At 54.9% G+C, this 18,571-nt stretch carries 19 protein-coding genes; 11 read left to right on the top strand and 8 right to left on the bottom strand.

Annotation, left to right across the window (positions count from 1 at the left end; translation table 11 throughout):
* Together dcd and gcvA are read right to left on the bottom strand one after the other, a co-directional pair.
* Positions 1 to 570: a dCTP deaminase gene (dcd, locus tag Ga0123461_RS11035; RefSeq protein ID WP_100278391.1), complete on the bottom strand. Its 570-nt coding sequence runs from the start codon at positions 568 to 570 to the stop codon at positions 1 to 3.
* Between the two features lie 59 nt (positions 571 to 629).
* The gene (gene gcvA, locus Ga0123461_RS11030) at positions 630 to 1,505 is read right to left on the bottom strand and encodes a transcriptional regulator GcvA (RefSeq protein WP_100278390.1); all 876 of its coding nucleotides are present in this window, start codon (positions 1,503 to 1,505) and stop codon (positions 630 to 632) included.
* 112 nt (positions 1,506 to 1,617) lie between these two features.
* Between gcvA and leuC the strand changes: the two genes are divergently transcribed.
* The 3 genes from leuC to Ga0123461_RS11015 all read left to right on the top strand — a co-directional run bounded on the left by leuC (position 1,618) and on the right by Ga0123461_RS11015 (position 4,192).
* Entirely contained in the window at positions 1,618 to 3,021 is a 1,404-nt protein-coding gene (gene leuC, locus Ga0123461_RS11025; RefSeq protein WP_100278389.1) for a 3-isopropylmalate dehydratase large subunit, read from the top strand.
* 11 nt (positions 3,022 to 3,032) lie between these two features.
* Complete coding sequence (gene leuD / locus Ga0123461_RS11020; protein WP_100278388.1) at positions 3,033 to 3,668, top strand: 3-isopropylmalate dehydratase small subunit; 636 nt, start codon at positions 3,033 to 3,035, stop codon at positions 3,666 to 3,668.
* A gap of 140 nt (positions 3,669 to 3,808) precedes the next feature.
* Complete coding sequence (locus Ga0123461_RS11015) at positions 3,809 to 4,192, top strand: hypothetical protein (protein ID WP_157819321.1); 384 nt, start codon at positions 3,809 to 3,811, stop codon at positions 4,190 to 4,192.
* Between the two features lie 245 nt (positions 4,193 to 4,437).
* On the opposite strand, the gene Ga0123461_RS11010 is transcribed toward Ga0123461_RS11015, so the two are convergent.
* The 4 genes from Ga0123461_RS11010 to hpf form a co-directional block, all read right to left on the bottom strand.
* Complete coding sequence (locus tag Ga0123461_RS11010; protein ID WP_100278386.1) at positions 4,438 to 4,911, bottom strand: anaphase-promoting complex subunit 10 family protein; 474 nt, start codon at positions 4,909 to 4,911, stop codon at positions 4,438 to 4,440.
* A 62-nt stretch (positions 4,912 to 4,973) separates the two neighbouring features.
* On the bottom strand, positions 4,974 to 5,762 hold the full coding sequence (locus tag Ga0123461_RS11005) for a restriction endonuclease (protein WP_157819320.1): 789 nt from the start codon (positions 5,760 to 5,762) through the stop codon (positions 4,974 to 4,976).
* Between the two features lie 90 nt (positions 5,763 to 5,852).
* A complete protein-coding gene (locus tag Ga0123461_RS11000; RefSeq protein WP_100278384.1) occupies positions 5,853 to 6,491 on the bottom strand; it encodes a protein-L-isoaspartate(D-aspartate) O-methyltransferase in 639 nt (212 codons plus the stop codon).
* A gap of 47 nt (positions 6,492 to 6,538) precedes the next feature.
* Positions 6,539 to 6,877: a ribosome hibernation-promoting factor, HPF/YfiA family gene (gene hpf, locus Ga0123461_RS10995; RefSeq protein WP_100278383.1), complete on the bottom strand. Its 339-nt coding sequence runs from the start codon at positions 6,875 to 6,877 to the stop codon at positions 6,539 to 6,541.
* 146 nt (positions 6,878 to 7,023) lie between these two features.
* Here hpf and Ga0123461_RS10990 point away from each other — a divergent pair, with 146 nt between their 5' ends.
* Genes Ga0123461_RS10990 through ung form a run of 4 tightly spaced genes read left to right on the top strand, consistent with a single transcriptional unit; the run spans position 7,024 to position 13,471 of the window.
* Positions 7,024 to 8,142, top strand: a complete 1,119-nt coding sequence (locus Ga0123461_RS10990) for an efflux RND transporter periplasmic adaptor subunit (protein ID WP_100278382.1) — start codon at positions 7,024 to 7,026, stop codon at positions 8,140 to 8,142.
* A 51-nt stretch (positions 8,143 to 8,193) separates the two neighbouring features.
* On the top strand, positions 8,194 to 11,304 hold the full coding sequence (locus Ga0123461_RS10985; protein ID WP_100278381.1) for an efflux RND transporter permease subunit: 3,111 nt from the start codon (positions 8,194 to 8,196) through the stop codon (positions 11,302 to 11,304).
* Positions 11,301 to 12,767, top strand: a complete 1,467-nt coding sequence (locus tag Ga0123461_RS10980; protein WP_100278380.1) for an efflux transporter outer membrane subunit — start codon at positions 11,301 to 11,303, stop codon at positions 12,765 to 12,767. Before Ga0123461_RS10985 ends, Ga0123461_RS10980 begins: the two co-directional genes overlap by 4 nt.
* Positions 12,764 to 13,471, top strand: a complete 708-nt coding sequence (ung, locus tag Ga0123461_RS10975; RefSeq protein WP_100278379.1) for a uracil-DNA glycosylase — start codon at positions 12,764 to 12,766, stop codon at positions 13,469 to 13,471. The genes Ga0123461_RS10980 and ung overlap by 4 nt, the downstream gene beginning before the upstream one ends.
* A 5-nt stretch (positions 13,472 to 13,476) precedes the next feature.
* Here the strand turns inward: ung and Ga0123461_RS10970 are convergent, their stop codons facing one another.
* Positions 13,477 to 15,072 carry a protein adenylyltransferase SelO gene (locus Ga0123461_RS10970; protein ID WP_100278803.1) on the bottom strand — a complete coding sequence of 532 codons (1,596 nt, stop codon included), beginning with the start codon at positions 15,070 to 15,072 and terminating at the stop codon, positions 13,477 to 13,479.
* A 20-nt stretch (positions 15,073 to 15,092) separates the two neighbouring features.
* Entirely contained in the window at positions 15,093 to 15,512 is a 420-nt protein-coding gene (locus Ga0123461_RS10965) for a bacteriohemerythrin (RefSeq protein WP_100278378.1), read from the bottom strand.
* A 325-nt stretch (positions 15,513 to 15,837) separates the two neighbouring features.
* On the opposite strand from Ga0123461_RS10965, the gene trxA reads away from it, so the two are divergent.
* From trxA to Ga0123461_RS10945, 4 genes are all read left to right on the top strand, one after another.
* A complete protein-coding gene (trxA, locus tag Ga0123461_RS10960) occupies positions 15,838 to 16,209 on the top strand; it encodes a thioredoxin (RefSeq protein WP_100278377.1) in 372 nt (123 codons plus the stop codon).
* 125 nt (positions 16,210 to 16,334) lie between these two features.
* Positions 16,335 to 17,054, top strand: coding sequence for a calcium-binding protein (locus Ga0123461_RS12650; protein WP_157819319.1), 720 nt, complete (start codon positions 16,335 to 16,337; stop codon positions 17,052 to 17,054).
* 18 nt (positions 17,055 to 17,072) lie between these two features.
* Positions 17,073 to 17,828: a TatD family hydrolase gene (locus Ga0123461_RS10950; protein ID WP_100278375.1), complete on the top strand. Its 756-nt coding sequence runs from the start codon at positions 17,073 to 17,075 to the stop codon at positions 17,826 to 17,828.
* Positions 17,825 to 18,562 (top strand): tRNA threonylcarbamoyladenosine dehydratase, encoded by a 738-nt coding sequence (locus Ga0123461_RS10945; protein WP_100278374.1) that lies wholly within the window; start codon positions 17,825 to 17,827, stop codon positions 18,560 to 18,562. Before Ga0123461_RS10950 ends, Ga0123461_RS10945 begins: the two co-directional genes overlap by 4 nt.
* Positions 18,563 to 18,571 lie beyond the last annotated feature (9 nt).

Below are 18,571 nucleotides of genomic sequence, written 5' to 3'. Positions count from 1 at the left end.
TTATAGCCTTGGTACGGTTACGCCGGTTTGCCCCTGATATTTACCTGCTTTATCTTTATAGGAGGTCTCGCACTCTTCATCGGACTCTAGGAAGAGGAACTGCGCTACCCCTTCTCCGGCATAGATCTTGGCGGGAAGCGGTGTGGTGTTGGAGAACTCAAGGGTGACATGGCCCTCCCACTCAGGCTCCAGCGGAGTGACGTTGACGATGATGCCGCAGCGGGCGTAGGTCGATTTTCCGAGGCAGATGGTCAGTACCGAGCGCGGGATACGCATATATTCCATTGTGCGCGCCAGCGCGAATGAGTTGGGCGGGATGATGCAGACATCGGATTTCACATCGACAAAGCTATTGGCATCGAAATTCTTTGGATCGACGATTGCCGAGTTAATATTGGTGAATATCTTGAATTCATCGGAGCAGCGCACGTCATAGCCGTAGGAGGAGAGGCCGTAGGAGACGATGCCTTCACCACTCTCATTGCGTTTAACCTGGCCGTCGACAAACGGCTCAATCATGCCGTGTTCCTGTGCCATTCGGCGAATCCACTTATCCGATTTGATGGACATTACACCCCTCCAAAAACATTGAGTCCCGCAGGATAGCGAGAGTAGTCCGAATCAGCCAGTCACTTGCGCGCCTCATCAAGCAGCCAGACCCTGAAAGCCTTGAGGGCCGGGTTGGGGCGGTGCTTTTCAGGGTAGACCAGATGGTAGCCGTTTTCACCGGGGATTGACTGGGCGAAGGGCTGAATCAGGCGGCCCGATAGGATCTCTTCAGAGACCAGTGCGGGATCGACTACAGCGACACCTATTCCCTCAATTGCGGCAGCGATGGCAAAGTTGCGGGTTTCGAAGGTCTGCTCATGAACAGCCTGGAGCTTGCTTATGCCCGCTGAATGAAGCCAGACCTGCCAGTCATCAGGGCGTAGCCGGGCATGCAGCAGAGTCTGCTGCTTCAGTTCGCCTGGCGAATGTAATCTAATGGCCGGGCTGCATACCGGAGTAAGCTGCTCGGAGAAGAGGTGCTCGATAACCAGCCCGGGCCAGTTGCCCTGTCCTGAGCGGATGGCGCAATCAATATCCTCACGTCTGAAATCGACGAGATCGACTGAGGTGGAAATGCGCACCTCGATGTCAGGGTGCTGTTTCTGGAAGCGGGGCAGGCGCGGAATAAACCAGCGCATGGCAAATGTTGAGAGCATACTGACGGTGAGGATGTGCTGTTCGTGATTCGGTTGAAGCAGGGAGAGTGTCTCTTCGATGCTGTCAAAGGCGGCGCGAATGCCGGGTAGGATGGAGCGCCCTGATTCAGTGAGTTCCAACCCATGCCGGGTGCGATGAAAGAGGCTGATGCCCAATGTCTCTTCCAGTCCGCGAACCTGGTGACTTAGTGCGGAAGGGGTGACAAACAGCTCATCGGCGGCCTTTTTCAGATTCAGGCATTTGCCCGCCGCGGCAAAGGCGCGCAGTGCATTGAGGGAAGGTGTCTTTCTTTCAGGCATGAGAAAACCTCAGTATGGTGAGAGAATATTTCCTTTTAAAATGATTGAAGTCAACGTTATAGTCGAGCTCGGGTTGAGATAAACTCGTCTAGTTGGTTTAATGGAGTACGCTATGGGTAGAACCTTATTCGATAAAGTCTGGCAGCAACACGTCGTAAAACAGAACGACGATGGTTCCATGCTGCTCTATATTGATCGTCATCTGGTACATGAAGTAACCAGTCCGCAGGCCTTTGAGGGGCTGCGCCTGACCAATCGCAAACCGTGGAAGATCAGTGCTACAGTGGCGACACCGGACCACAATGTGCCGACTACAGATCGGGCGCTGGGTATTACCGATATTGTGTCGCGTACACAGGTTGAAGCACTGGATGCCAACTGTGAAGAGTTCGGCATCACTGAGTTTGGCATGAATGATATCCGTCAGGGCGTGGTGCATGTAATGGGGCCGGAGCAGGGGCTTATTCTGCCGGGCATGACAGTGGTCTGTGGTGACTCCCACACCTCCACGCATGGCGCATTTGGTTCCATTGCCATGGGTATCGGGACCTCCGAGGTGGAGCATGTTCTGGCTACCCAGTGCCTGATTCAGAAGAAGCCGAAGGTGATGCGTATCAGCGTGAATGGTGCACTGCCAGCGGGTATTACAGGCAAAGATGTGGCGCTGTTTATTATCGGCAAGATCGGCACGGCCGGTGGTACCGGTTACGCACTGGAATTTGCCGGTGAGGCGATACGTGCGCTCTCCATGGAGGGGCGTATGAGCCTCTGCAACATGGCGATTGAAGCTGGCGCGCGTTGCGGCATGGTGGCGGTGGATGATGCCACGATTGAATATGTGAAGGGTCGCCCTTACTCGCCAAATGGCATTGATTGGGGCAAAGCTGAGGCGATGTGGCGAGAGCTCTACTCTGATGATGATGCCCAGTTTGATGCCGAGCTTGTTTACGATACATCAGAGATCGTGCCGCAGGTAAGCTGGGGTACGAGCCCTGAGATGGTGTTGCCGGTCACCGCATCTGTACCATCCCTTGCAACAGCGAAGGATGAGGTACAGCGCGAAGGCTGGAGCCGGGCGCTGGAGTATATGGGGTTGAAAGAGAATACGCCGATTACAGCGATCACTATTGATAAGGTGTTCATCGGCTCCTGCACCAATGGGCGCATTGAGGATTTCCGTGCCGCAGCAGCTGTCGTGAAGGGCAGAAAGGTGGCTGCGAATGTGAAGCTGGCACTAGCCGTTCCGGGATCGGGGCTGGTAAAACAGCAGGCAGAAGCGGAAGGACTGGATATCATCTTCCGCGAGGCGGGATTTGAGTGGCGTGAGCCGGGCTGTTCGATGTGCCTGGCGATGAATGCCGACCGGCTGGAGCCGGGAGAGCGTTGTGCTTCCACCTCCAACCGCAACTTTGAAGGCCGTCAGGGCATGGGTGGGCGTACCCATCTGGTCAGCCCTGCCATGGCAGCAGCAGCCGGCATTGCCGGGCATTTCGTCGATATTCGTGACTGGTCATAAAGGAGATTACTATGCAGGCATTTACTACTCTGAACGGTCTGGTCGCTCCGATGGATCGCGCCAATGTCGATACCGATGCGATCATTCCCAAGCAGTTCCTTAAAAGCATCAAGAGAACCGGTTACGGCCCGTTCCTTTTTGATGAGTGGCGTTATGAAGACCGCGGCGAGCCTGAGATGGATTGCACGAATCGTCCGAAACGCGCCAATTTCGTACTGAACCTGCCACGCTATCAGGGCGCACAGGTTCTGCTGGCACGCGAGAACTTCGGCTGCGGCTCCTCACGCGAGCATGCACCGTGGGCAATTCTTGATTGTGGTTTCACCTGTGTGATTGCGCCGAGCTTTGCCGATATCTTTTACAACAACTGTTTCAAGAACGGTATCCTGCCGATCGTGTTCGATGATGCGATTGTCGACCAGTTGTTCAAGGAGACCTACGCCAGCGAGGGGTATGCCCTGACTGTTGATTTGCAGGCGCAGACGGTAACAACACCATCGGGCCAGCGTTTTGCCTTTGATGTGGATGATTTCCGCAAGCATTGCCTGCTTAATGGTCTGGATGATATCGGACTGACGTTGCAGGAGTCAGATGCGATTCGCTCATACGAAGCTAAACGCGCCCAGGAAGCCCCCTGGCTCTTCTGAGGCAGTAACGCTGCTGATAAAAACGCCCGGATGGCTCTGCCTCCGGGCGTTTTTTTTGGCCAGATGTCCGTTTGCTGCTGAAAGTCTCTAAAGCTGAAACGATCTACTGCGATATAAATATGTAGAATTTCCTTAAGGTGATGTTTATCCAAGGCAGCAGGAGAATTGGCGTGGGGCAAGTAATTCAGTTTCCAACAAGCAAACAACGAACAGCAACAATTGTTGATGCTTATATTCAGGATCTTGCCAAGGAGATCGGCGCAGATGGTGCTGAATCGTTCAGGTTTATGCGTGCCGAAGCTGAGAAAGTGCTGGATAAATATATTAAGGGTATCAATTTGGAGATGAATCTTACTCTGTCTCCTGCGGCAACACCCAAGGATGTTGAAGCCGTTACGCAACAGGCAAATGAGGCCATGACGAAAATAAGGCAAGAGCTATCGTCTGAGTTGTTTGGTATGATGGCTGAGATCGTTGCACTGAAAGAGCAGCTGCGAATGTTAAAAAGATCCGGTGGTTATTGAATAACCACTTTAGGCAGTGACCTCAACTGGCAGACAGTCACCTTTGTTGAGTCCTAGTTTCAGCTGTACTCCGAGCAGGCTTCGACTCGAACTAGAAGGGAGAAGCTGCTTTTAACCAGCACTAATCGCTTTTCCTTCTGCTCCTCCGTGCATCCATTGCAATATCTTATCATAGCAGAGAAAAGATGATCCGCTATGACCCAGGCTGGCAAGTCAATGTGAACGCCTTGGCCTGTGGGCTAACCTCAGGCGATGCGCCACTCGGTTAGCGAGGCGCGGGTATCGCCGCCACTGATGTTTGGAATAATGCACAGCTCAAGGGCGGTCACGCCATCAAGATCAACATGATAGATTTCAAGCTGACGCGTGGAATCTGGCGAGCTGAAGTTGTACTGCTGGCGGGATATGTCATGGAAATTGTCTCCCTGATCAGGAGACCAGCGCAATACAAACTCCTGCGTACGTTCCTGATGCTGCTCCTGAAACAGCAGGCGAATTACCCGGATGCTCTGCGGCTGATCAAACAGCAGGCGAATTGTCTGCTCTCCGGAATCTGCCGCCTGCCAGCAGGAGCCGGAATCAGCAATCAGTGCGGCTTCGATTGGAAAGCCCTCTTGCTCTGAGGAGATCTCTACCTCTGCGATCTCTTCCAGATTCAGCCAGTTGAACGCTGTCTCCGAGGTTTCCTGAATACCCTGCGTTATAATCCGTTTGCGCATCTGCTTCTTCCTCTCTTTAACCTCGAGCCTGTCAAAACCTGATGCTGTTCCTGTAACCTTTTTCAGTCCACAGGCAGCTGCTCATCAGCGGTTGCAAGCTTGAGAAGTTCTGCAGACTTCTCCTGTGAACGGGAAGAAATCAACTTGAGTAGCTGCTTGCCGCTGATCAGGGAGAGATCACACGTAGTGGCGAAATTTCGGGCATCAGCGGTGAATGATGATGCGGTCACAAAATATGCTTTGCCGATTCCTGTCTGATCCACGATGCCGCAAAATTCAAGTACATCCCTTGCATTAACCGGATATGTACTGGATTTGCACTTGGCGATGGCAACAGGATCTTCGGGAGAACTCCCGGGATAGAGGTCGAAATCTGCGCCGCAGTCGCTGCTTCGGGCAAGCAGTCCCAGATCGTTGAACAGCGCTTCGCATAGTGTCTTGAATTGATTTTTGTTAAGCGACTGCAGCAATTCACGGCTCCAGCTTAGAGGTGGTTTTTCCGGAATATCGGCAGCCGGGGCTACCTGCACAGGAGTCTCATTGGCAGCAGCTTCTTTTGCGGTTACCGATTGACGCCGTGAAGTCGCGCTGGTTTGTGGTTTTTTCGCAAACAGCTCTTTTGCAAGTACATAGAGCGCAATGATCAGCAGCCCCCCTGCGAGGAGGAGTGAGAGCAGTTCGGCCCCAGTGACGATATTATTTTTGAAGGCGATACCCGACTGGGTCGAGCCAGACGGAAAAATAAATTTCACGATATAAGGGATAAGGAGTGCGCCAGCTGCAAGCAGGCCACTTACCCACCAGGGTTTGGCAAGCAGGGCAATAATTGCAGATTCTTTTTTTCTTTTCATTACTACTTCACAAACAGGGGATGCTTTGCTCCTGCCCCCTCCACAGCTTCCATAGCCAGCTCTTAGCATAGCAGCGAATAAAAAAATCTGCTACCTCCCCACATGCTTGCCGGTCAGCGGCACAAAACGGACCGGCAGCTTTGCCGTTGCCGCGATCTGCCCTTTTCGCTTCTCCACCAGTATCAGCTCCTGACTCGAATAGGGGTTCCCCAGCGGAATCACCAGACGCCCGCCCTCGGTCAACTGGTCAAGCAGTGGCTGTGGAATCTGCTCTGTCGCTGCGGTGACGATGATGGCATCAAACGGCGCTTTATCCTGCCAGCCGTCATAGCCGTCACTGTGACGAATGTTGATATTGTCGTAATGCAGTGCTTTGAGGGTGGCTGCTGCGCGCTGTGCAAGCTCCGGCACAATCTCGATGCTGTAGACCTTTCCAACAAGCTGGGCGATAACGGCGGCGTTGTAGCCTGAGCCGGTTCCCACCTCAAGCACCCGGTCGTGCTCGGAGAGGCGGGCCAGCTCGCACATATAGGCGACGATATAGGGCTGTGAGATGGTTTGATGGTAGCCGATGGGTAGTGGGAAATCGCCGCAGGCATCGTTGATATCCTCCGGCAACACGAAGCGCTGGCGGGGGACCGTGCTCATTGCGGCAAGCACGCGTTCATCGGCCACACCGCGATGTGCAATCTGCTCGGTAACCATCTCATGCAGATTCATGTTCTTCATCTCAACTTGTCCGGTCAGATGTGATATGTTGGAAAGGGAGCCGTCTCCTAGCTTTTGCCGGCATGACGCCTTGCTTCACCGGAGCGCCGCTCACTGTGCTCCTTAAGCCTGCGCTCAGCTGCATCAAAGCTGTCGCGGATGGCGACATAAACATCTTCATCGGGCTCATGTTTTACCACCAGCTCTTCACCGGGCACGGTGATGGCGATGTTCACATCGTAGGATTCGCCCTTCTGCTTGTGATGATGGGGGGCATCCACGGTCACATGGCAGCTGATGATCTGGTCGCAGAAGCGTTCCAGTTTTTCCGCCCGGCTGCGGATTCGCTCCTCGGCGACATCGGAGAGGGAGAGGTTGTGAGTGGTGATTTGCAAAGGTTGCTGCATAGGTCACCTCCTGTAGTACCATTATAGACCATACTGGCATAAGGGGGCACCGTGACGGGTTGTTGCGCGGCAACATGACGCATGTTCTGTCAGATATGATGCAAGTAGTTTTGCATGCATGGTGATTGGCCCTAGAATACGCTTGCATGTCATACAGAATCTGCGATAACCACGTTATGAAATCACCTCAATCTTTTAGCTTCCTGCGGATGTTCGCGCTGCTTGCCCTGCTGGCAGGCGGTTGCAGTGATCAGGGCGATGGTCCAAAGCCGGTTGCAGCGAAACCTGTAGTCGTACTGAAAGCCTATATGCTCCCCCTGCATGACCGGGTTGAAGCGCTTGGTACTGCGCAGGCTAGTGAGTCGATCACCATCACGGCCGGGGTGGCGGGCAAGCTTGAAGAGGTGAATTTCAGAGATGGGGAGCTGGTGCGCAAAGGTCAGGTGATTGTCCGCATGGATCAGGATGAGGAGCAGGCGCAACTGGTTGCGGCTAGCGCCCAGTTGGCCGAACATCAGCGCGAAATCAGCCGGCTTGAAGCACTGCTGGCCCGCAAGGCTGCCGCCAGCCGCGATCTCGATGAACGTAAAACGCTGGCCGCTCTTACTGCCAGCAGCATCAAACAGATCAGAGCCCGGATCGGTGAACTTACCTTGACAGCACCATTTGACGGCAGGTTAGGCATTCGTCGCGTCAGTCCCGGCGCCCTGATCCAGCCCGGTACGGTGATCACCACGCTGGATGCTTCCGGTGTGATTAAACTCGATTTTACGATTCCCTCCACCCAGCTACAGGGGCTGAAAGCAGGTCTCCGCATCGAGGCGAGAAGCGATTCGCTGCCGGGCCAGATCTTTGCTGGCCAGGTCGCAGCCATTGATTCGCGCATCGACCCGGTGAGTCGTTCGATCCTGTTGCGGGCAGTGGTCGATAATTCTGATGGTCTGCTGATTCCCGGTATGCTGATGCGGGTGACCCTGCTAAAGGAAAAGCGGGAGGCGCTGGTTCTGCCTGAGGAGAGTATCACCCAGAAGCAGGATAAACACTTCATTACGCTGGTGAATGCCAATGGTGTTGCAGAGCTCAGAGCTGTACAGACCGGGCTGCGCAGGGACGGGCTTGTAGAGATCCGCCAGGGGCTGGCTGCCGGTGAGCAGGTGGTGGTGCGCGGCATGGGCTTTATCAAGGCGGGGCAAAGGGTGGAGATCAGTGAAAGCTGGAATCGTATTCGCGATAGCCAGTATCCTGCTCAAGAAGAGTCCCGGTAAGCTTGTTGCGTGAACCAACCAGCATGATTGAATCTCTTATGGAGTCCGTTGATGTGGCTCTCTGACACCAGCGTTCGTCGTCCTGTCCTAGCTCTGGTGCTGAATCTGCTGCTGGTGGTGTTTGGCATCCTCTCCTTCACCTATCTGCCGTTGCGCGAGTACCCGGATATCGATCCGCCGATCGTCTCCATTACCACCACTTATCAGGGGGCTGCTTCCAGTGTGGTCGAGACACGTATTACTGAGGTGATAGAAGGGCGCATTGCCGGTGTTGAAGGTGTCCGTTCAATTACCTCAAAAAGCCGCGATGGGCGCTCAGATGTCGCTATTCGCTTTAACATCAGTCGCGATATTGATGCCGCCGCCAACGATATCCGTGACCGCGTTTCGCGGATCATGGATGACCTTCCGGACGGTGCCGATCCCCCTGATATTCGTAAATCCGATGCCGATGAGCGGGTGATTATGTGGTTGCACCTGACGGCCAGAGATATGGCGGCCATGGAGGTGACCGATTACGCCAAACGTTATATCGAGGATCGCTTTGCCGTCCTTGATGGCGTGGCGCGTGTGCGCATTGGCGGTGGCAGGGAGCAGGCGCTGCGCATCTGGCTGGATCGCAACAAGTTGGCCGCCTTCGGGTTGACCGTCACTGATGTCGAACAGGTACTGCGTCAGGAGAATGTTGAACTGCCTGCCGGCACGCTGGAGTCGAAAAAGCGTGATTTCACCGTCCGTATGCTGCGCAGTTATCACACAGCGGATGATTTTCGCGGCCTTGTGCTCAAGGCCGGAGGTGATGGCTATCTGGTGCGGCTCGGCGATATAGCCCGGGTCGAGATCGCTGCCACTGAAGAGCGCAGTGTGCTGCGTGGCAATGGCATTGCCATGGTTGGTGTTGGTATCGTCAAGCAGTCCAAGGCCAACACGCTTGAGGTGGCGCGGCTGGCCAGAGCAGAAATGGCCCGTGTCAACGAGGTGCTACCGCCTGCTATGCACATGGAGCAGAGCTACGATTCCAGTGTCTTTATTGACAGTGCTATTGATGAGGTATTCAAAACGCTGTTGATTGCCATATTGCTGGTGGTGCTGGTGATCTACATCTTCCTCGGCAATGTGCGGGCCATGCTGGTGCCGGCGGTAACCGTGCCGATATCACTGATTGCCACCTTCACCGTGCTCTATGCCTTCGGCTATACGATCAATCTGCTTACCCTGCTGGCGCTGGTGCTGGCGATTGGCCTGATCGTGGATGATGCCATCGTGGTGGTTGAAAATATCCACCGCCGTATCGAGATGGGCGAACCGAAGCTCGTTGCCGCCTTTCGTGGCACACGGCAGGTCGGTTTCGCAGTGGTTGCGACGACTGCCGTACTGGTTGCCGTCTTCGTGCCGATCACCTTCATGGAGGGTGATACCGGCCGCCTGTTTAGCGAGTTTGCCATCACCATTGCCGCAGCGGTGGTTTTCTCCACCTTTGCCGCTCTGACTGTTGGGCCGATGATCGCGTCAAAGCTGCTTGAGAAATCTGGAGATAGCAGCTCTTTTGCCCTCTCCATGGACCGCCACTTCGAGGCCTTGCGAAGTAGCTACCTCAGACATCTGGAGCGTATGCTGGAAAGACCGTGGCAGGCTTTTGCAGTGGTCGCTTTGATGCTGGTCGCTGTGCTGCTGCTGGTTCGAGAGATTCCACAGGAGTATTCACCGAAAGAGGACCGCGGTGTCTTTTACATCATGATCAAGGGGCCGGAGGGGGCCTCCTATCAGTATCTGCGCGAACACATGGATGAGGTTGAGCGGCGCCTGATGCCGTTTACCGAAACAGGAGAGTTTCAGCGGCTTCTGATGCGTGCCCCCGGCAGCTTCGGCGCCACATCGAATTACAGCGATGCCCGTGGCATTGTCGTGCTCAGCCACTGGAATACAGGCCGCAAGCCAATCTGGGACTACCTGAATCAGGTCAAGAAGCTGATGGCCGATATTCCCGGGGTGCGCGTCTCCGTGGTGGTGCGCCAGGCTTTCGGCGGCGGCGAAGTAAAGCCGGTGCAGTTTGTACTCGGTGGTCCGACCTACGAGGAGCTGGCCAACTGGCGCGATATCATTATCGCCAAGGCAGCAGAGAATCCGGGGCTGGTTGGTCTGGATCATGACTACGATGAAACCAAGCCTCAGGTCGGGCTTACCGTCCTGCGTGACCGGGCCGACACGCTTGGCGTATCCGTTGCCGAGATCAACCATACCCTCGAAACGTTGATGGGAAGCCGACGGGTCACCACCTTCATTGACCGTGGCAAGGAGTATGATGTGCTGCTGGAGAGCGAGAAAGCACTCAAGCAGACCCCATCAGATATTGCCAGCACATGGGTGCGTTCATCCCTCAGCGGAGAGCTGATCCCGCTCTCCAGCCTGCTCGAGATTCGTGAGTTCGCCGACAGCAGCACGCTCAACCGATATAATCGTCAGCGTGCTATTACGCTGGAAGCCAATCTCGCTGATGGCTATGCTCTGGGAGATGCGCTGGAATATCTGGAGGGGCTGGTGCGCGATAACCTGCCACCCGGTGCAACCATCGATTATAAGGGGCCGTCACAGGATTTTATCGACAGTGGCTCATCGCTCTACCTGGTCTTTGGACTGGCGCTGCTGGTGGTTTTTCTGGTGTTGGCGGCCCAGTTCGAAAGTTTTATTCACCCGCTGATTATCATGCTGACCGTACCGCTGGCGATCACCGGTGCACTTGCCGCGCTGTGGATCTTCGGCATGAGCCTGAACATCTACAGCCAGATAGGGCTGATTATCCTGATCGGTATTGCTGCTAAAAACGGCATCCTGATTGTGGAGTTTATCAATCAACTTCGCGATGAGGGCGTTGAATTCCGCGCCGCTATTATGGAAGCAACAGGCAAACGGTTGCGTCCGATCATTATGACTGCGCTGACCACGGCAATGGGGGCGCTGCCGTTGATCCTCTCATCTGGCGCGGGAGCCGAAACACGGCTGGTGATTGGCACGGTAATTCTCACCGGTGTGATTGTCACCACCTTCTTCACCCTCTTTGTCGTACCGGCGATGTACAGGGTATGGTCCAGCCATACCTCCTCTCCGAAAGCCACGGGACGCAAGCTTGAATCTGAGCTCAAGCAGTTTGAGGAGAAGATATGAGGTGCCATTTGGCAGCAGTTGTTGCCATGCTGATTGTCGGGCTTGGTGGCTGCGCTGTAGGGCCGGACTATGAGGCGCCTGCATTTGAACAGGGTGACAGCTGGCAGAGCGAATCCGCTGTCAATACTTCGGCAACGCCTGTCGATGCTGCTGGCTGGTGGGGGCAATTCAATGACCCCGTGCTCACCGAATTGATCGAAAAGAGTGCCCTGAACAATCGCGACCTAGCCGTGGCCCTTGCCAATGTCGAGCGGGCCAGAGGGTTGAGGCGCGAGGCGGGGGCAGGTTATCTCCCGAGCATCGATGCCGGCGGTTCAGCCACTCGCAGTCGCTACAGCAGGCAGACCGGTTTTGGTGCCAATACGGGAACGCGCAATACCTTCACAGGGTCTCTTGATGCCAGCTGGGAGCTGGATCTCTTTGGCCGTACGCGGCGCAGTGTGGAGGCGGCCGAGGCACAGATCGGGGCGAGTGAGGCTGCACATCAGGGTGTGATGCTGTCGGTCGCTGCCGAAATCGCTGCCAGCTATTTCGAGTTGCGCGGCTTGCAAGAGCAGCTTGAGATGAATCGGCGCGATATCGACCTGCTCAAAGAGGTGGAGGCTGTTGCCGGGGCGCAGGCTGAGCTCGGTGTGACAAGTGGGCTGGATTTGGCTCGTGCTCAGGGTGAACGGGGAAACATGGCAGCAAAAGCACCGAACCTTGAAGCTCAGGTTATGGCGCGCATCTACCGCATCTCCGTGCTGACGGGTGAGACGCCTGAGTTTTATGAAGAAAAACTTAAGCTGAGTCAGCCGCTACCTGTGGCATTGGATCGGGTGCCGGTGGGGCTGCGCTCCCAGATACTTAAACGGCGCCCGGATGTGCGGCAGGCGGAGCGCGAACTGGCCGCGGCTACAGCTGCTATCGGTATCGCTCGCGCTGACCTCTTCCCCGATTTTTCGTTAACCGGTGCTATCGGCAGCAGTGCACGCCTGTTCAGTGATCTTTTCATGCCGGGAACCCTGACCAGTTCGCTGGGAGCAGCACTGGGCTGGCCGCTGTTTGCCGGTGGTGCGATCACGGCCCGCATTGATGTTGCCGAAGCCGATGCTAAAGCAGCCCTAGCTCGTTATGAGCAGAGCGTACTGCTGGCGCTGGAGGATGCCGAGTCGGCGTTGATGGCTTACGCCAGAGAGTGGCAGACACTGAAGCTTTTGCAGGCCGCAGAACGTTCGCATCTGCAGGCATTTGAGATTGCACAGCTGCGTTATGAGGCGGGTGAAGAGGGGTTTATGACCATGCTCGATGCCGAACGGATGCTGATTACCACGCGTAACGATATCGTAAGCAGCGAAATGCGAATCCTCACCGGCCTGACACAGTTATATAAGGCGCTTGGCGGCGGCTGGCAGCTGGTGGAACCGGTCAACGGCGAGCCGCAGCAGGATGGTGCCATGAGTCAACAGGGGGCAGATGAGTGAGTCTTGTGCTGAGTGAGTCGTGGGGCAGATATCTGGCGGGTGAGTTCGAACAGGTCTATATGTCCGAGCTGGTTGCATTTCTGGATGAGCAGAAAGCGGAAGGGAAAATTATCTACCCTGCAGAGGAGAACCGGTTCGCTGCATTTAATGAGACACCATTTGAGTCCGTGAAGGTGGTGATCATCGGGCAGGATCCCTACCACGGAGCGAATCAGGCACACGGCCTTAGTTTTTCGGTGTTGCCGGGCCAGAAAATTCCGCCGTCGCTACGTAACATTTACAAGGAGCTGAATGCCGATCTCGGGATTGCAGCACCCGAACACGGTTGCCTCTCAAGCTGGGCGAAGGCGGGTGTGCTGCTGCTCAACGCTACGCTGACGGTAGAGGAGAGAGCTCCGGGTTCACATCAGGGGAGAGGCTGGGAGCGGTTCACCGATGCTGCGATCAGGATTTTGAGCGAGAAACGCGAGCACCTCGTGTTTATGCTGTGGGGTAACTTCGCTCACTCCAAAGCTGATCTGATTGATGTCGATCGCCACCTTGTACTGAAGTCGACACACCCGTCGCCTTTTTCAGCGCATCGTGGCTTTCTGGGCTCTGCTCACTTTTCCAAAGCTAATGCATATCTCATTGCCAACGGCTATGACCCCGTTGACTGGTCGCCGGCTTGCACGCAGCCACAGCTTCAACTCGGGCTTGATTGAGGCTCTCAGGAGCTGCAGGAGAGCATTGAGCAGCCAGCGCGATGGCGTGCCCACTCCGGTCGTTTGGCAGCAAAATGCTCGTTTTCCGGCTGTTCATCATAGGGGCGGCGCAGCAGCTCCAGCAGTTCATCAATCATCGAGCTGTCTCCGGCCTCAGTCTTGTCGATCGCCTGCTGGGCAAGGTAGTTGCGCAGTACATATTTAGGGTTCACCGCATTCATCCGGGCACGCCGTTCAGTATCGGAAATACCCTGTTGTTGGGTGCGATTGATGTAGCTGCGCAGCCATGAGGCCAGGCGGTTCCGGTAGGCCGCATTGAGTGAGCCAAGGTCGTAGTAGGCATCGAGCAGCGGGGCGATCAGGAGATCGTCGGAGAGACGGGTCGTATCGCTGTCGGTTTCGATACCAGCAAGTTTGCGGTAGAAGATTGTCATGTCGGTTTCAACCAGCGGCAGGATAGCCAGCAACTCCTGGATCAGTATAGCATCATCAGGGAGGGTCTCTGAAAAGCCCAGCTTGGCGCCTATCATCGAGCGCCACCGTTTTTCATAGGTGGCTGCATAGACCTTGATGGCCTCTTGCAGTGGCTCCACCGATTCGACTAGTGGCACCAGTGCATCTGCCAGCCGGGCAAGGTTCCATCCTGCAATCTGCGGCTGATTGCCGAAGCGGTATCGCTTCATCTCGGCATCGGTGATATTGGGGGTCCACCCAGGATCATACCCTTCAAGCCAGCCGTACGGTCCGTAATCGATGGTCAGCCCCAGCACAGACATGTTGTCCGTATTCATGACGCCGTGCACAAAACCGACCCGCATCCAGTGTGCCATCAGTTCAGCGGTAGAGATGCACACCTCCTTGAACCATGTGATATAGACCGCAGGCGATGGCTCGCCAAGGTGCGGAAAATCGGTGCGGATGGTGTAATCGAGCAGCTGCTTCAGCACTGCGATCTCACCGCGCGCGGCAAAGAGCTGGAAATTGCCGAAGCGGGTAAAGGAGGGGGCGATGCGGCAGAGGACAGCACCTGGTTCAAAGGCCGCATTGCCGTTATAAAGGATATCGCGCTTTACCATTTCTCCTGTGGTGACAAGGCTCAATGCACGGGTGGTCGGTACACCAAGGTGAAACATTGCCTCACTGCAGAGGAACTCGCGAAGCGAAGAGCGCAGTACCGCAAGCCCATCGGCATTGCGGGAGTAGGGGGTAAGGCCAGCGCCTTTAAGCTGTAGCATCCAGCGCTCCCCCTGATGATTGATGACTTCGCCGATGTTGATGGCGCGGCCATCACCCAGTTGACCGGCCCAATGGCCGAACTGATGGCCGCCGTAACAACTGGCATAAGGGTCCATGCCGGGCAGCAACCGGTTGCCAGCGAAAACTTCAGCGAAGTGCGGTGATTTACACGCCTGCTCTGAGATGCCCAGCAGTTCTGCTACCTCCTTGGCGCAGGCTAAGGTCTGCGGGTCGCTTACCGGGGTCGGCTTCACGCGCGAGTAGCAGGCGCCCGTCACCTGACGCGTGAAATTTTCCGGCTCGGGGTCGCTCGGCAGTTCGCTCACATAGGCATTATCGAACATCAGTTCTTCAAGTTTGTTCATGATTGGTCCAGAGGGCTTATTCACTTTGCGTGCATAGCGAGAAAACCAGCAGTCACATAATCCATGCTGCCGATATGATCCTTCATCCAGCGTGGAAGTTTAAGGCGCAAAAACATGGCGATCGGACCGACGGTCTGACTCTCCCGCCAGTCAGCTAGTGCAGCTTCAAACTCGGAAAGGAAAAGATCATGGGCGCCTTTATGCATGGCGTAGGGCGGGAAGTGAGCCTCCTGCATCAGTCGCTCTTCGTTGGCGAAGTGCTCTTTCGTATGGGTGAGAAGCCCATCCAGCTTCTCTGTGAGAACAGGACTCTTATTCGCGCCCGCCTCGATTTCAACGATCAGGTCGTAGATGGCATTGATCATCTCCACCTCTTCCAGGTGAACATTGTGCATGAGCTGGAATGGAACTTCGGGAAAATCTGATGCGCATAATTTCATACGGCCATCTTGCCTGATGGGGAGCCATTATTGCAATCAGCACTTTTGTTTGCCGCAATGTTCGCAGTATCCAAGTCCAATTAAGTCACTCCTTAAATATTAGGATATTAACATATATTAAGGTTTTTCTCATCATATGCTTAATTCGCACCGCTAAAGTGTGGCTATCACATTAGAAAAGGAGAACGCAATGGCATATCTGTTTTCATTTGCAGCACTGTTTATCACCCTGTACACCGGCGCTTTTTTTTACATCAGCGTCAAAGATTTTAACTACGCAGGATAAATTGATAGATACCCATCACTAACCCCAGGGGAGGCCTCTATGGCTACGGTTGAACTGACTAAAGAAAATTTTCAGGCTGAGGTGGCAGGCAGTGATATTGCCGTGCTCGACTTCTGGGCCCCATGGTGTGGCCCCTGCAAAATGTTCGGGCCTGTCTTTGAAGCCATATCGGAAAATCACCCGGATCTCCTGTTTGGTAAGGTGAATACGCAAGAGCAGCAGGAGCTCGGAGCACATTTCAATATACGCTCCATTCCGACCTTGATGGTCATTCGCGAAAATGTGATGCTCTACTCTGAATCCGGTGCGCTTTCAAAGAAGGATCTGGAGGCACTTATTGGCCAGATCAGAGCGATTGATATGAAAGAGGTCCATGCGCGGGTCGCCAACCAGCAGGCTGCTGGCGCATAACTGGCTCTTCTCCCTCTGCAGCTGCGCCCCTATTTGATAAACTGACTCTCCACCGTCACCTCTGCCCCGGCATGCATTCCTACTGCCGGACGTTTATGCTTCTGGCTGGACTACAGGAGGAGAGATTGAAAACAAAGGTCGCTATTCATTCTATGGCTTTGGCGATGCTGATGCCATGCATCGCTTCGGCATACGAGTGTGCGGGACTGCCTGCCACGATCGCTGGAACGGAGAAAGCCGATAAAATCAGCGGTACATCAGGCGATGATGTGATTGTCGGCTTGGGGGGCAATGACAAGATCGACGGCAAAGGCGGTAACGATCTGATTTGTGGTGGCGACGGTGACGATACTATCAAAGGTGGCAGCGGCAGTGACAAGCTGTTCGGTGATGCCGGCAACGATAAAATTCTCGGCGGCTTTGACGATGACATCATCGAAGGTGGTGCGGGCAATGACAAACTTTTTGGCGATAAGGGAAATGACCTTCTCAAAGGCGGAAGTGGCGAGGATAAACTGAGCGCCGGAGCTGGTGATGACCAGCTCGAGGGCGGCGATGGTGATGACACCCTCTACGGTGAACATGGTGATGACCGACTTTATGGAAATCGCGGCAATGACAGGCTCTATGGCTGGTATGGTAACGATATGCTTGATGGCGGTGAGGGTGATGACCGGCTGTTCGACCGCGAAGGCCAGGACAGTTTTGATGGCGGCAGTGGCAATGATGAGTGCCAGGGTCTGCAGGATTTCGGATCGCAGAATGCATCGGGTGAGTGGCAGAGCGATATCAGGCCAAGTCAGGAGTCGGATTTATGGTCTGGTTGCGAAACCCTGTTCAAGTAAGGGGCCCGGTTACTGTTTATGCAGCTGACTGATAGCCACTGCCATCTCGATGATGTCCGCTTCGACCACGACAGGGCAGAGGTGATACAGCGCGCAAGTGAGGCGGGTGTGGATCGATTTGTAGTGCCTGCAGTCAGTCGCAGAGGCTGGGGAAAGTTGCAAACGATTGCAGCGGAAGAGGTGTCCATCTATCCGGCCTTTGGCCTGCATCCCTGGTTTTGTGATGAACATGATGAATCTGATTTGAAACTGCTGCCCAAGTTGTTAGAGGGGGCGGTGGCTATCGGTGAGTGCGGACTCGATACAGGGCTCTGCCGTTTTGATATGGAGAGGCAGCTGCACTGGTTCCGGGGGCAGCTTCGCATTGCCGCAGAACATGACCTTCCGGTGATCGTGCATGGCTACAAGGCTCTCGATAGTGTGATTCGGGAGATCAAATGCTATCCCGAGCTGCGCGGGGTGGTTCACAGCTTTTCCGGTTCACAGCAGCAGGCGGATCAACTGATCGCTCTGGGTTTCTATCTGGGATTCGGCGGCTCGATAACAGATGAGCGGGCCCGCAAAAATGCAGCAGTTGTTCAGGCGATTCCTGTCGAAAAGCTGTTGATCGAGACCGACGCACCGGACCAGTCCCCCAGCGATCACCGGGGGAAGCGTAATGAACCCGCTTTTCTGATCGAAATCCTCGCGCGGATCGCTACGCTTCGCGCCATTGATGCGGAGTCACTGGCCCGCATCTGCAACCGCAATGCGAAGGAGCTGTTCAGGTTATGAGTCAAGCACAGGAACGTACCGGAATTCTTATTGGTGAAACAGGGCTGGATTACCTCGCCGGGCTGCATTTGCTGGTTGTGGGGTTAGGCGGTGTAGGCGGCGCGGTGGTTGAGGCTGTGGCGCGTGCTGGTGTCGGCCGACTGACGATTGTTGATCATGATAGTGTCGGGCTCTCCAATATGAATCGTCAGCTGGTCTGCACCCACTCAACCATAGGCCAGGATAAAGCTGCTGCAATGGGCGCCAGAGTTGTCGATATTAACCCCGATGTAGAGCTCAATGCCCATGTTGGATTTCTCGGTTATGAGAATATGGAAAGCTTTCTTGCAGCCGGTGATTTTGATTATGTGATCGACTGCATCGATTCAGTTGCCTGTAAATCTTTACTGGTAGCCACATGCCAAAAGCTGGGGATCCCTGTGGCATCCAGCCTGGGAGCAGGTGGCCGGCTGGATGTCACAAAAGCCGAAATCACTACGCTGGATAAAACCTACAACTGCGGTCTGGCGGTCAATCTTCGCCGTAAACTGCGTCGGGCTGGTGCCTCGCTGGATTACCCCGTGGTGTTTTCTGGTGAGTTCCCTATCAAGCCGCTGCCACAGGAACCTGTTGGCAGCGATCCAAACAGGCTGCCGCGAGCAGTTAATGGCACAATCTCCTATATGCCGAACCTATTTGGTTTTATGCTCGCCGGCTTCGTAATTAAACAGTTACTTGATAAGCAAGAGAAGTAAGGAGTTATT

The organism is Mariprofundus aestuarium (assembly GCF_002795805.1).
Classification (GTDB): domain Bacteria; phylum Pseudomonadota; class Zetaproteobacteria; order Mariprofundales; family Mariprofundaceae; genus Mariprofundus; species Mariprofundus aestuarium.
This window is presented reverse-complemented; position numbering and strand designations above follow the sequence as displayed.

Coding starts and splice junctions, on each gene's coding strand:
- dcd (WP_100278391.1), bottom strand. CDS start 570: ATGTCCATCAAATCGGATAAGTGGATTCGCCGAATGGCACAGGAACAC.
- gcvA (WP_100278390.1), bottom strand. CDS start 1,505: ATGCCTGAAAGAAAGACACCTTCCCTCAATGCACTGCGCGCCTTTGCC.
- leuC (WP_100278389.1), top strand. CDS start 1,618: ATGGGTAGAACCTTATTCGATAAAGTCTGGCAGCAACACGTCGTAAAA.
- leuD (WP_100278388.1), top strand. CDS start 3,033: ATGCAGGCATTTACTACTCTGAACGGTCTGGTCGCTCCGATGGATCGC.
- Ga0123461_RS11015 (WP_157819321.1), top strand. CDS start 3,809: ATGTTTATCCAAGGCAGCAGGAGAATTGGCGTGGGGCAAGTAATTCAG.
- Ga0123461_RS11010 (WP_100278386.1), bottom strand. CDS start 4,911: ATGCGCAAACGGATTATAACGCAGGGTATTCAGGAAACCTCGGAGACA.
- Ga0123461_RS11005 (WP_157819320.1), bottom strand. CDS start 5,762: ATGAAAAGAAAAAAAGAATCTGCAATTATTGCCCTGCTTGCCAAACCC.
- Ga0123461_RS11000 (WP_100278384.1), bottom strand. CDS start 6,491: ATGAAGAACATGAATCTGCATGAGATGGTTACCGAGCAGATTGCACAT.
- hpf (WP_100278383.1), bottom strand. CDS start 6,877: ATGCAGCAACCTTTGCAAATCACCACTCACAACCTCTCCCTCTCCGAT.
- Ga0123461_RS10990 (WP_100278382.1), top strand. CDS start 7,024: ATGTCATACAGAATCTGCGATAACCACGTTATGAAATCACCTCAATCT.
- Ga0123461_RS10985 (WP_100278381.1), top strand. CDS start 8,194: ATGTGGCTCTCTGACACCAGCGTTCGTCGTCCTGTCCTAGCTCTGGTG.
- Ga0123461_RS10980 (WP_100278380.1), top strand. CDS start 11,301: ATGAGGTGCCATTTGGCAGCAGTTGTTGCCATGCTGATTGTCGGGCTT.
- Ga0123461_RS10970 (WP_100278803.1), bottom strand. CDS start 15,072: ATGAACAAACTTGAAGAACTGATGTTCGATAATGCCTATGTGAGCGAA.
- Ga0123461_RS10965 (WP_100278378.1), bottom strand. CDS start 15,512: ATGAAATTATGCGCATCAGATTTTCCCGAAGTTCCATTCCAGCTCATG.
- trxA (WP_100278377.1), top strand. CDS start 15,838: ATGGCTACGGTTGAACTGACTAAAGAAAATTTTCAGGCTGAGGTGGCA.
- Ga0123461_RS10950 (WP_100278375.1), top strand. CDS start 17,073: ATGCAGCTGACTGATAGCCACTGCCATCTCGATGATGTCCGCTTCGAC.
- Ga0123461_RS10945 (WP_100278374.1), top strand. CDS start 17,825: ATGAGTCAAGCACAGGAACGTACCGGAATTCTTATTGGTGAAACAGGG.